This is a genomic window from Pseudarthrobacter sp. J47, from assembly GCF_049810315.1.
Taxonomy (GTDB): Bacteria; Actinomycetota; Actinomycetes; order Actinomycetales; family Micrococcaceae; genus Arthrobacter.
The window spans coordinates 2,999,892-3,013,169 of sequence record NZ_CP187358.1; the positions used below are offsets into that span (position 1 = coordinate 2,999,892).

Annotated in this window: 7 protein-coding genes; all 7 read right to left on the bottom strand. The window is 62.6% G+C overall.

The annotated features are described in order from the left end of the window. Positions 1-6: 6 nt before the first annotated feature. Entirely contained in the window at positions 7-132 is a 126-nt protein-coding gene (locus ACPJW8_RS13760; RefSeq protein ID WP_330187431.1) for a hypothetical protein, read from the bottom strand. Between the two features lie 80 nt (positions 133-212). Further along, the gene (locus ACPJW8_RS13765) at positions 213-4,379 is read right to left on the bottom strand and encodes a hypothetical protein (protein ID WP_330187430.1); all 4,167 of its coding nucleotides are present in this window, start codon (positions 4,377-4,379) and stop codon (positions 213-215) included. Between the two features lie 172 nt (positions 4,380-4,551). Next, a complete protein-coding gene (gene tuf / locus ACPJW8_RS13770) occupies positions 4,552-5,742 on the bottom strand; it encodes an elongation factor Tu (RefSeq protein ID WP_330187429.1) in 1,191 nt (396 codons plus the stop codon). 154 nt (positions 5,743-5,896) lie between these two features. Beyond that, the gene (gene fusA / locus ACPJW8_RS13775) at positions 5,897-8,011 is read right to left on the bottom strand and encodes an elongation factor G (RefSeq protein WP_330187428.1); all 2,115 of its coding nucleotides are present in this window, start codon (positions 8,009-8,011) and stop codon (positions 5,897-5,899) included. Between the two features lie 64 nt (positions 8,012-8,075). Next, on the bottom strand, positions 8,076-8,546 hold the full coding sequence (gene rpsG / locus ACPJW8_RS13780) for a 30S ribosomal protein S7 (RefSeq protein WP_056543994.1): 471 nt from the start codon (positions 8,544-8,546) through the stop codon (positions 8,076-8,078). Position 8,547: 1 nt separating this feature from the next. Next, on the bottom strand, positions 8,548-8,922 hold the full coding sequence (gene rpsL, locus ACPJW8_RS13785; RefSeq protein ID WP_009358312.1) for a 30S ribosomal protein S12: 375 nt from the start codon (positions 8,920-8,922) through the stop codon (positions 8,548-8,550). 346 nt (positions 8,923-9,268) lie between these two features. Next, a complete protein-coding gene (locus tag ACPJW8_RS13790; RefSeq protein WP_330187427.1) occupies positions 9,269-13,168 on the bottom strand; it encodes a DNA-directed RNA polymerase subunit beta' in 3,900 nt (1,299 codons plus the stop codon). Between the last annotated feature and the right edge of the window lie 110 nt (positions 13,169-13,278).

The window sequence follows — 13,278 nt, forward strand, 5'->3', positions numbered from 1 at the left end:
ACGCGCCTACTGGTTCCGGTTTGCCCGGTTGATGCGCTTGGCGCGATCGATTTCACGACTGAAGTGCTTGCGTACCCAGAAGACACCGGCCACAACGGCCACCGCCACCAGCAGGAAAATGAGCCAGCCCATGGTGAGCTCCCTTCGTCGAATTCCAGACTAGCAGCATGCCCGGACGGATTTGGATCAGCCTGCAGCCCGACGTCGGCCCTTCAGTTCCCGGGTCTGGTGCGGTTCAGCTGCCACACGGCAAAGGCTATGAGCACGACGGCGACCAGCGCCAGGAGCGCGAACGTGTACTCCCGCATCGCCCACACCACGCACAATGCGACGCCGATGGCGCCCCACCACACAAGGATCCGCTCCCCCACCAGGATTCCGCCTATCAGCAGCAGTGCCATGGCAACCAGGATCCACAGCTGCTTTGGTCCGCTGCCGCCAAAGAGCACCAGGATGCCGCTGAGGGTCAGCAGTGCGGCACCGGCACCGAGAAGTAGCCGTCCGGCCGTCCCGTGCCCACTGATGAACCGGAGTGCGCCAAGTAGTGCTGCCAGCGCCACATACCACTGCACGAGCCAGAAGGGATCAGGCAGGGGCGCCGGTTCTGACAAGGACACTAGCGCGGCCCGTTGGACCGAGGCGGTGACAGCCAGCGCACCCAGCTCCACAACGATCCGCCGGCCAGCCGGGGGCGTCTCGAGAACCGCCATGAGCGCCGTGGCAACGACCAGCACAACGCCTGCCCAGGAAGTGCCGTCTGCCAGCAGGCCAGCCGCTGCCGCTGACGCAGTTCCTGCAACGGCTGCCGACACCAGGCTCAACGATGCCGTGGCCTGCCCGGCTAACCGGCGACCGGCCAGGAGCCTCGCCAGATACATCAACGCCGCAGCGGGGACCACGCCCGCCAGCCACGGGAAGTACGCGTGCCAGTGGCCTTCCATGTCCAGGCCTGCAGCATTGGCGGCGCCCCCTGCGATCATGGCTGCGGCGGGCAGAACCAGCAACGCTGCCGGGACGTAGGCGCGGTGCACGGATTCCACCCGGCCCACTGCCGCCAGGACTACTGACACAACAAGGAGGGCGGTGCCGGTCTGCAGATCCCTCAACGGTTCCGCCGAGTGCGCCCACGCCACCGTAAATCCAGTTACGGCGAACGCCATAGCGCCGGCCGCCCAAAGCCAGTGCTCGGCCCCCGCGGACGTATTGCGGTGACGTCGCAGCACACCCACAGCAGTCCCGGTCAGGGCCAGCACGAGGAGCACATTGGCCACTGCTTTGCCGGACATCAGTTCGGCGCCCAGGAATGCGCCCGATCCCGCCGGGAGCTTTATTGGGCCAAGCATCAGTACTGCAAACAGGGCCCCATACAGCGCGAAGTAGAGAGAGCCGTTCGCCGCATACAATTTCCGGGCCACGACCGCCGAAACAACAAGCAGGCCCAGGACGAAGAACAGGACCCAGCGGCCACCGTCTGCCTCCAGGGTGTCCACACCAAAGGGCTGCAGGAGGTATCCCAGGGGCAGCAGGGCCTGGCCGACCAGCGTGATCCACACTGCCGCCTGCTGAAACGGCACGTCCGCCAACCGGCGGCGCATAAACCAGCGGAGGGCGTGCTGGGCTGCGAGGACGATGGCCAGGGTGAGCGTCACCACCGCAGCGGACGCTGCAACGTCGTAGCTGAGCACCACGGCGAGTGCTGCCGTGAGCAATCGGGCCGCCACAAAATAGATGCCCTTTGCAGTGCGGCCAGGGGCCTCAACCACCATCACCACGCTGTAGGCGGCGAAGACGGCCAGGACGATCTCGGTGCCTGCCAGGTGTCCCTGCAAAGTGAGGATAAGAACGACGAAAACCGCCGGCGCCACCCATGCCGCGCCGGTCCGGTTGCGCAGTACGTATCCGGCGGCCGCCGCACTGGCGGCCATAATGCCGGTGACGACTGCCAGCTGGATTTGGCTTGACTGGGTTAACACAACGGCTGAGGTTGCACCGAGCTGGACTGCAAGGCCGGCAGCAACATCGATGGTGACCCAGGACGGTGCCCTGTTCCGTAGCGCAGCACCCAACGGGAACGCTGCCTGCAGGGCCAAAACCAGAACCACGAGGGCGGCAGTGCTGACTTCTGTGCCACCAACCATCAGCGGCCCACTGGCGTCATTCCACTGCAGGAAAAGGGACACGGCCAGCACGCAGCCGGCGGCACGGGATAGCAACCGGTAGGCCGCCCGCCGGCCAGGCTGGCTGACTTTCACAGAACACGCCACAAGATAGACCAGGACCAAAGCAATTGCTGTGTTGCCCTCCCCCATCCCTACACGGGCGAACAATGCCGGGATGACAGCACAGGCCGTCACTGCCGGCAGAATCTCCGGAAACTGCAACCTGCCGATGCCAATAATGGGCCCCGGTTCGGGGGTGGCGGACGGTCGGTCCAGGAACACCAGGGAGGCCAGAAGGGTGCTGGCCACTAGGGACAGCCCGGCAACAGCGCTCAGGACATGACCGTGGCTGGTGTCCTGCGCCCAGACGGACAAAAAGGCAATCAAGCCGACCACGGTGGAGGCCCCAAGGGTACTGACCGGTGCCGGGGCGTGCACTTTGGCCACGGTCATGATCACAGTTATCAGTTGTTGGCACACGCCTGCCAAAACCAGGGCCAGCAGGGCGTGAACCGCGCCCTGCCCATGCGGTCCTTCAACAGCCAGGACCAGGAACGGTACTGCAAGAGTGGCAGCACCCCGCCCGGCGAGGAACATCCAACCCCGTTGCCGGCCGGACAGGAAGAGTGCACGGATCCCTGCGTAGGCAACGGCCGCCACAAACAGACCTGCCACCAGCCAGCGGTCCACAAACCACCACATCAGGAGTGCGGTGAGAAGGGCGGCAACCGGGAGCCATTCCGCCCGGCCCCGAAGCATGGTGCCAAGGACCATGGCGGTGGCCATGGAAAGCACCACCGGGACAGCTGTGGAAATTCCTTCCGTACCCTGCAGGGCGAACAAGTCCGAGACAAAGTCCGAAATTCCGAAGGCAAACGTGAACATCAACTGGAGCGCGAATGTCACACCGGCGGGCACGCGCCATCCTGATGTGGCGGCACCGCGAGGCTGATCCGGTGCGGCTGGCGTGGCCCGTGCCGGGACCGGCATCCATCGATGGAGATTTGCCTGGTTCGCAGCCAGGAAGATGGCTTGGCCGGCGAGCATTATGGATGCCCCCAGGAATCCGCCCGACAACGCATCGCCGAGGTGCCAGCCCAGGCTGGCTCCCCCCAAAACCATGGTGATACGCGCGCCACGGAAATATGCCCTCCGGTGGCCGGCATCCGCTATTGCCGTTGTCAGGAAGTAAGCCGTTGCCATGCCCATAACCTGCGCATGGCCCTCCAGGCCCAGCTGTGGTGAAACGGTAGCTGCTCCGGCGACGGCGGGCACCAGGAAGGGGTGTACCTCTTTAAAAGGCTTCAGGAACAACGGCGGAACCCAGCCCGGGCGCGCCAGCGAAACTGCTGTCAGCGCCAGCGCCAGGCCGATCAAAACGGTGAAGTGCCATATCAAGGCCCCGCCCAGGACCCAGACGCCTGAGACGGTGGTGGAAACCAGGAACGTCAGCGACAGGAACACCAGTACACGGCTGTTCAACCTGATGGCGGCCGCCATATAGGCCACGATGCCCAGGGTTGAGGTCAGGAACCAGGCGAGCGGTCCGCTGAGCAGGGCGAAGTTGTACATTGCCAGGCCGACAATCGGCACCAGGGCGAGCCCTGTTCCCGCAAACGCGATGGCTGCCGGCCGCAGCCTGGGAGCGCGGGAGTGGAGGACCATTCCCGCGCCGTAGAAGGCGATTGTCACAAGGCAGATGCCCGCGAAACGCAGAGCCGGCGGCAGGGAGGTGCCAATGAACAGTGCGGCCGCAGCCACCAGCAGGAGGCTTGCAACATACAAACTGATGTTGATGTTCTGACGGTCGCGGCGGGCCTTGCGGGCGGACGGTGTTTCATGAGGCCCAACGGGCGAGGAAGCAGCAGCCGGAGCAGGACGCGGCGCAGCGGGCTTGGCAACCGGAGCAGGCTGCGCTGCGGGCCTGGAAACCTGCGCCGCGGAACGTGCCGTTGCCGGACCGGCAGCTTCCCGCTGCGCCGCCAGCAGGGCAGCCAGGGGAACCTCCGATGAGGCTTCCGGCCGTACAGCCGCGGCCGCCACCGGCATCAGGGGCGGCTTGGCAGGTAGGCCCGGCTCCCCCACCACAGCCGGAACCGGCACCTGCGCACTGGGTTGTACAGCCGGCGTCGGGCGTTCCTGCTCAACCTTCGCCATGGCATCGACCCAGCCCTGCAGGTGTCCTGCACGGTAGCCGGCCTCATAGGACGGATCGTTCACGGCGTAGCCTTCCGGTATGGAATCGGGGTGGACTGGACTGAATCCACTCCGGACACAGATTTATTCCAGCGATTGGACTAAATATACCAAAAAACAACCCCGCTGCGTGTGCAGCGGGGTTGTTTGTGGATAACCGGGCTGTTGCCAGCCTGGTCAGCCCAAGAAGCGAATGCTACTTGATGATCTTGGTGACACGTCCCGAACCAACGGTGCGGCCGCCTTCGCGGATAGCGAAGCCAAGTCCGTCTTCCATAGCGATCGGCTGGATGAGCGCAACGGTCATCTCAGTGTTGTCGCCGGGCATAACCATTTCCGTGCCCTCAGGCAGGGTGATAACGCCGGTAACGTCCGTCGTGCGGAAGTAGAACTGCGGGCGGTAGTTGGAGTAGAACGGGTTGTGACGTCCGCCTTCGTCCTTGGAGAGGATGTAGACGTTGGCCTCGAAGTCGGTGTGCGGGGTGATGGAACCCGGCTTGACGACAACCTGGCCACGCTCTACGTCATCACGCTTCAGACCGCGGAGCAGGAGGCCACAGTTCTCGCCGGCCCATGCTTCGTCGAGCTGCTTGTGGAACATCTCGATACCGGTAACCGTGGTCTTCTGGACCGGGCGGATGCCGACGATCTCGACCTCGGAGTTGATGGCGAGGGTTCCACGCTCGGCGCGGCCCGTAACAACGGTGCCACGACCGGTGATGGTGAAAACATCTTCGATCGGCATCAGGAAGGGCTTGTCGCGGTCGCGGATGGGGTCCGGAACGGACTCATCAACGGCAGCCATCAGGTCCTCGACGGACTTGACCCACTCGGGGTCGCCTTCCAGGGCCTTCAGGCCGGAAACGCGAACAACCGGTGCTTCGTCGCCATCGAAGCCCTGCGAGCTCAGGAGCTCACGAACTTCCATTTCAACGAGGTCCAGCAGTTCCTCATCGTCAACCATGTCCGACTTGTTCAGCGCGACCAGCAGGTAGGGAACGCCAACCTGGCGGGCGAGCAGAACGTGCTCGCGGGTCTGGGCCATCGGACCGTCAGTGGCGGCAACCACGAGGATTGCACCGTCCATCTGAGCAGCGCCGGTGATCATGTTCTTGATGTAGTCAGCGTGACCCGGGGCGTCTACGTGTGCGTAGTGGCGCTTCTCGGTCTGGTACTCAACGTGGGAGATGTTGATGGTAATGCCGCGCTGACGCTCTTCGGGAGCAGAGTCGATCGACGCGAAGTCACGCTTCTCGTTAAGATCCGGGTACTTGTCGTACAGCACCTTGGAAATGGCGGCCGTCAACGTCGTCTTACCGTGGTCAACGTGACCAATGGTGCCGATGTTAACGTGCGGCTTAGTCCGCTCGAACTTTGCCTTTGCCACAGGTTCCTCCTAGAACGTTTTCAAATGACTTACCCTTCAACCGCGCTTATCGCGGCAGAAACTCAGGTAAGTCTACTTGGGGGCTTTGGATTGGTGAAATTGCAGATTCAGGAACTAATACTAGTGCCTGTTGGTACTACGAAGATCCGGCTGACTACTCGCCGCGGGTCTTCTGGATGATCTCGTCGGCAACAGCCTTCGGGACCTCGGCGTAGCTGTTGAACGTCATGGAGTACACAGCGCGGCCCTGGGTCTTCGAACGCAGGTCACCGATGTAGCCGAACATGCCGGACAGCGGGACGTGCGCGCGGATGACCTTGACACCCTGTGCGTCTTCCATGGACTGCATCTGGCCACGGCGGGAGTTCAGGTCACCGATAACTTCACCCATGTATTCCTCAGGGGTGCGGACCTCAACATCCATCAGCGGTTCAAGCAGGACAGGGTTCGCCTTGCGTGCAGCTTCCTTGAAAGCCATACGTCCGGCGATCTTGAACGCCATTTCCGAGGAGTCGACGTCGTGGTAAGCGCCGTCAACCAGCGTTGCCTTGATGCCCACAACCGGGTAACCGGCCAGGACGCCGTCGTTCAGCGCATCCTGGATACCAGCGTCAACGGACGGAATGTACTCGCGGGGAACGCGGCCACCGGTGACCTTGTTCTCAAACGCGTACAGCTCGCCGTCGGTGGTGTCCATCGGCTCGATGGCGATCTGGATCTTTGCGAACTGACCCGAACCACCCGTCTGCTTCTTGTGCGTGTAGTCGTGGCGTTCGACGGCGCGCTTGATGGTTTCGCGGTACGCAACCTGCGGCTTGCCGACGTTTGCCTCAACCTTGAACTCGCGGCGCATGCGGTCCACCAGGATGTCCAGGTGGAGCTCGCCCATGCCGGCGATGATGGTCTGGCCGGTGTCTTCGTTGAGGGAGACCTGGAAGGTCGGGTCCTCAGCGGAGAGCTTCTGGATAGCCGTGGAGAGCTTCTCCTGGTCACCCTTGGTGTTCGGCTCGATGGCAACAGAGATCACGGGCTCCGGGAAGCTCATGGACTCAAGCACGATCTGGTTGTTGGAATCACACAGGGTGTCACCCGTGGTGGTGTCCTTCAGACCGATTGCTGCATAGATGTGGCCGGCGGTAGCGCCCTCAACGGGCATTTCCTTGTTGGCGTGCATCTGGAACAGCTTGCCGATGCGCTCCTTCTTGCCCTTGGTGGAGTTGACCACCTGTGCGCCTGCTTCCACGTGACCGGAGTACACGCGGATGAAGGTGAGCTGGCCAAAGAAGGGGTGCGCGGCGATCTTGAACGCCAGTGCCGAGAACGGCTCGTCAGCGGAAGGCTTACGAGTCAGTTCCTTCTCTTCGTCGCGAGGATCGTGACCGATCATCGGGGGGACGTCGAGCGGGTTCGGCAGGTAGTCGACGACGGCATCCAGCATGGGCTGCACGCCGCGGTTCTTGAACGCGGAACCACAGAAGATCGGGTACAGCTCGGAGTTGATCGTCATCTTGCGGATGCCGGCCTTCAGTTCCTCGACGGTGAGTTCTTCACCTTCGAGGTACTTCTCCATGAGCTCCTCGGAAGCCTCAGCAACCGTCTCCACCAGGGCGGCACGGTACTCTTCAGCCTTCGCCTGCAGGTCTGCAGGGATCTCGCGGACCTCATACTTGGCACCCATGGTGACGTCACCCTTGGCATCGCCAGGCCATACCAGTGCACGCATTTCGAGCAGGTCCACAACGCCAATGAAGTCGTTCTCGGAACCGATCGGAAGCTGCATGACCAGCGGCTTGGCACCCAGGCGGCTGATGATGGTGTCTACGGTGAAGTAGAAGTCAGCGCCCAGCTTGTCCATCTTGTTGACGAAGCAGATGCGGGGAACGTTGTACTTGTCAGCCTGGCGCCAAACGGTCTCAGACTGGGGCTCAACGCCTTCCTTGCCATCGAACACGGCGACGGCGCCGTCGAGGACGCGCAGGGAGCGCTCAACCTCAACGGTGAAGTCAACGTGGCCGGGGGTGTCGATGATGTTGATCTGGTTGTTTTCCCAGAAGCAGGTCACGGCGGCAGACGTGATGGTGATGCCGCGTTCCTTTTCCTGTTCCATCCAGTCAGTGGTGGACGCGCCGTCGTGCGTCTCACCGATCTTGTGGTTCACACCCGTGTAGAAGAGGATGCGCTCGGTAGTAGTGGTCTTGCCGGCATCGATGTGGGCCATGATGCCGATGTTGCGGACCTTGCTAAGGTCGGTAAGCACGTCCTGTGCCACGGGGTCTCCCTTTCGGATGAACTACGCGTCCGCCGCCGGCCGGAGCCGGCGGCGCACGGAAGTATTACCAGCGGTAGTGTGCGAAGGCCTTGTTGGACTCGGCCATCTTGTGGGTGTCTTCGCGACGCTTCACAGCGGCACCGAGACCGTTGGAGGCATCCAGGATTTCGTTCTGGAGGCGCTCGGTCATCGTCTTTTCACGGCGGGCCTTGGAGTAGCCGACCAGCCAACGCAGGGCGAGGGCAGTGGAACGGCCAGGCTTGACCTCAACCGGAACCTGGTAGGTTGCGCCACCAACACGGCGTGAGCGGACCTCAAGCGAAGGCTTGACGTTCTCCATGGCCTTCTTGAGGGCTGCGACGGGGTCGCCGCCGGACTTGGCGCGTGCACCTTCGAGGGCACCGTAAACGATGCGCTCAGCGGTGGACTTCTTGCCGTCGACCAGCACCTTGTTGATCAACTGAGTGACCAGGGGGGAGCCGTAAACGGGATCTACTACTAGCGGCCGCTTCGGGGCCGGACCCTTGCGAGGCATATTACTTCTTCTCCATCTTTGCGCCGTAGCGGCTGCGTGCCTGCTTACGGTTCTTCACACCCTGGGTATCAAGGGCGCCACGGACGATCTTGTAGCGCACACCGGGGAGGTCCTTAACGCGACCGCCGCGGACGAGCACAATGGAGTGCTCCTGCAGGTTGTGTCCCACACCGGGGATGTAAGCGGTCACTTCAACGCCACCGTTGAGGCGCACACGTGCAACCTTACGCAGTGCCGAGTTCGGCTTCTTCGGGGTGGTGGTGTAAACGCGGGTGCAAACACCGCGGCGCATCGGGCTGCCCTTAAGCGCGGGAGCCTTGGTCTTGGAGACCTTAGGCGTGCGGCCCTTGCGGACCAGCTGGTTAATCGTAGGCACTCTCGTGTTCTCCGTTGGTTTGATCTCTACCGGTGCATTCAGGCGTCAGCCGTCACTGCACTGGTTTTGGCGTTGTCCCTGCAGCCGGGGTAGAAACAAGTGCGTAGGCGTGCAAAAGTGTGGCATTCGTTGCGCACCTAGCCCGCAACCCGGAAACAAGCTCACACCCAGCATCATGAGAACAAAACCAAAATGATGCTGCGGCGGCCTTCATCCACTGCCACACAGAACAATTACCAAAATTCTAGCACGGCTTGCTCCAGCCCCTTAATCGGGTGTATACGAAAGGCCCCGCCTCTGCGCTCCCCCGGAGGGAAAGCGCGGAGACGGGGCCTTTCAGCGACGCTTAGCGGAAATCGTTGCCGAGATCGTAGTCGTCCAGCGGGATGGCGTGGAACTCAGGAGCTCCCTCGCCGCCCAGGGTGTCGTAGGAGAAGTCACTGAATGCGCTGGGGCCGGTGAACAGGTTGGCCTTTGCTTCTTCAGTGGGTTCAACGGTGACCTCGGTGTAGCGCGGGAGACCCGTGCCGGCCGGGATCAGCTTACCGATGATGACGTTCTCCTTGAGGCCGAGCAGCGGATCGCTCTTGCCTTCCATGGCCGCCTGCGTCAGGACGCGGGTGGTCTCCTGGAAGGAAGCTGCGGACAGCCAGGATTCGGTGGCGAGTGACGCCTTGGTGATACCCATGAGCTCGGGACGGCCGGAAGCCGGCGTCTTGCCCTCGGATACAACGCGGCGGTTCGCTTCCTCGAAACGGCTGCGCTCGGCGAGCTCGCCGGGCAGCAGATCCGATTCACCGGACTCGATGACCGTGACGCGACGCAGCATCTGGCGGACGATAACCTCGACGTGCTTGTCGTGGATACCGATGCCCTGGCTGCGGTACACGCCCTGGACCTCGTCAACCAGGAACTTCTGCGCGGCACGGGGACCCATGATGCGCAGCACCTGCTTGGGATCGACCGGACCGTTGATCAGCTTCTGGCCAACGCTGACGTGCTCGCCGTCCTCAATGAGGAGGCGTGAACGGCGCAGGACCGGGTAGGCAATCTCTTCGGAGCCGTCGTCGGGCGTGATCACCAGACGCATCTGGCGTTCCGTCTCCTCGATGGTGATGCGGCCGGCTGCTTCTGCAATCGGTGCAACACCCTTCGGGGTACGTGCTTCGAAGAGCTCCTGGATACGGGGCAGACCCTGGGTGATGTCGTCGCCACCACTGGCCGAAACTGCACCACCGGTGTGGAACGTACGCATGGTCAGCTGGGTACCGGGCTCACCGATGGACTGTGCGGCGATGATGCCCACGGCTTCGCCGATGTCCACGGTCTTACCCGTGGCCAGGGAGCGTCCGTAGCACAGTGCGCAGGTGCCAACGCTGGACTCACAGGTGAGGACAGAGCGGACCTTGACTTCGGTGATGCCCGCTGCGAACAGCTGGTCGATCACGACGTCGCCGCAGTCGGTGCCGGCAGCAGCCAGGACGTTGCCCTTGTCGTCGAGGACGTCGACAGCGAGGGTACGTGCGTAGGCGCTGTTCTCGACGTTCTCATCCAGGACGAGCTCACCGTTGGAGTCTGCGATGGCGATCGGCGTGACAAGGCCACGCTCGGTGCCGCAGTCCTCTTCACGGACGATGACGTCCTGCGAGACGTCCACCAGACGACGGGTCAGGTAACCCGAGTTGGCGGTACGCAGTGCGGTATCGGCAAGGCCCTTACGTGCACCGTGCGTCGCGATGAAGTACTCCAGCACCGACAGGCCCTCACGGTAGGAGGACTTGATCGGACGCGGGATGATTTCACCCTTCGGGTTGGCCACCAGGCCACGGATACCCGCGATCTGGCGGACCTGCATCCAGTTACCACGTGCACCGGAGGACACCATGCGGTTGATGGTGTTCATCGGTGACAGGCTGTCGCGCATCACCTGGGCGATTTCGTTGGTTGCCTTGTTCCAGATCTCGATCAGTTCCTGGCGACGCTCGTCGTCGTCGATCAGGCCCTTGTCGTACTGGCCCTGGATCTTGGCAGCCATGGTCTCGTAGCCGGCCAGGATCTCCGGCTTGGAGGTGGGCACCTCGATGTCGGAGATGGCCACGGTGACGCCCGAGCGGGTTGCCCAGTAGAAACCGGCATCCTTGAGGTTGTCCAGCGTTGCCGCCGTGACAACCTTCGGGTAGCGCTCCGCGAGGTCGTTGACGATCCGGGACAGTTCGCCCTTGTCAGCAACAGCCTCAACCCAGGGGTAGTCCTCAGGCAGCGTCTGGTTGAAGATGACCTGGCCCAGGGAGGTCTGGACGAGCGCGGGCTGACCCGGCTCCCAGCCTTCCGGAGCTTCCCAACCGGCGTAAGGGACGAAGCCCTCAAGGCGGATCTTGACCTGCGAGTTCAGGTGCAGCTCACGGGCATCGAAGGCCATTATGGCTTCGGAGACCGAGGAGAAGACCCGTCCTTCGCCGGCGGAACCGACGCGCTTGGTGGTCAGGTGGTACAGGCCGATGATCATATCCTGCGAAGGCAGGGTAACCGGGCGGCCGTCAGAGGGCTTCAGGATGTTGTTCGAGGACAGCATCAGGATGCGGGCCTCAGCCTGGGCCTCGGGGCTCAGCGGCAGGTGGACTGCCATTTGGTCGCCGTCGAAGTCAGCGTTGAAGGCGCCACAAACCAGCGGGTGGAGCTGGATTGCCTTACCTTCAACAAGCTGCGGCTCGAACGCCTGGATACCGAGGCGGTGCAGGGTAGGTGCACGGTTGAGCAGCACCGGGTGTTCGGTGATGATCTCTTCCAGCACGTCCCAGACCTGCGGACGGTAGCGCTCGACCATACGCTTGGCCGACTTGATGTTCTGTGCGTGGTTGAGGTCAACCAGGCGCTTCATCACGAACGGCTTGAAGAGCTCCAGTGCCATCTGCTTGGGCAGGCCACACTGGTGCAGCTTCAGCTGCGGGCCAACGACAATAACCGAACGGCCGGAGTAGTCAACACGCTTGCCGAGGAGGTTCTGGCGGAAGCGGCCCTGCTTGCCCTTGAGCATGTCGCTCAGGGACTTCAGCGGACGGTTGCCAGGCCCGGTGACGGGACGGCCACGACGGCCGTTGTCGAAGAGGCTGTCAACAGCTTCCTGAAGCATGCGCTTCTCGTTGTTGACGATGATCTCCGGGGCACCGAGGTCAAGCAGTCGCTTGAGTCGGTTGTTGCGGTTGATCACACGGCGGTAGAGGTCGTTGAGGTCGGAGGTCGCGAAGCGGCCACCGTCCAGCTGGACCATGGGGCGCAGTTCCGGCGGGATCACCGGGACGGCGTCAAGGACCATGCCAAGCGGGCTGTTGTTGGTGGTCAGGAACGCGTTGACCACCTTCAGGCGCTTGAGGGCACGGGTCTTACGCTGGCCCTTGCCGTTGGCAATGATGTCGCGCAGGAGGTCAGACTCGGCCTGCATGTCAAAGCTCTCAAGGCGCTTCTTGATGGCTTCGGCACCCATGGAGCCTTCGAAGTACATGCCGTAGCGGTCGCGCAGTTCGCGGTACAGGCCCTCGTCACCTTCGAGGTCAGCGACCTTGAGGTTCTTGAAGCGGTCCCAGACCTGCTCGAGGCGCTCGATTTCGGCGTCAGCGCGCTTGCGGACGTTTGCCATCTGGCGGTCAGCGGAGTCGCGTGCCTTCTTCTTGTCGGCGGCCTTGGCACCTTCACCCTCGAGGCGCGCAATCTCGTTTTCGAGGTCGCGGGCGATCGTGGCGATGTCGGAGTCGCGGTTGTCGATGAGCGCCTTCTTCTCGATGTCGTGCTCAACCTGCAGGTTGGGCAGTTCCTCGTGGCGGGCATCAGCGTCAACGCTTGTGATCATGTAGGCGGCGAAGTAGATGACCTTCTCGAGGTCCTTCGGTGCCAGGTCAAGGAGGTAGCCCAGGCGGGACGGAACACCCTTGAAGTACCAGATGTGGGTAACGGGCGCAGCAAGCTCAATGTGGCCCATCCGCTCGCGGCGTACCTTGGCGCGGGTAACTTCCACGCCACAACGCTCACAGATGATGCCCTTGAAGCGGACGCGCTTGTACTTACCGCAGTAGCATTCCCAGTCGCGGGAAGGGCCGAAGATCTTCTCGCAGAAGAGGCCGTCCTTCTCGGGCTTGAGCGTGCGGTAGTTGATGGTTTCCGGCTTCTTAACCTCGCCGTACGACCAGCCGCGGATGTCTTCCGCGGTGGCGAGGCCGATCTGCATGAGGCCGAAGGAGGATTCGCTGGACATATGGTCCCTGTTCTCTCTTGTTCTCTAAATTCTGAAGTCTTGGGTTCGGGGTTTCGACAAGCTCAACCACCGAAGAGGGAGGTGAATGTTCGACGGCGGGCGGTCACCCG

Bases quoted from the DNA above. Each gene is read 5' to 3' on its own strand.
- rpsG (WP_056543994.1), bottom strand. From the start codon at position 8,546: ATGCCTCGCAAGGGTCCGGCCCCGAAGCGGCCGCTAGTAGTAGATCCC.
- ACPJW8_RS13790 (WP_330187427.1), bottom strand. From the start codon at position 13,168: ATGTCCAGCGAATCCTCCTTCGGCCTCATGCAGATCGGCCTCGCCACC.
- ACPJW8_RS13760 (WP_330187431.1), bottom strand. From the start codon at position 132: ATGGGCTGGCTCATTTTCCTGCTGGTGGCGGTGGCCGTTGTGGCCGGT.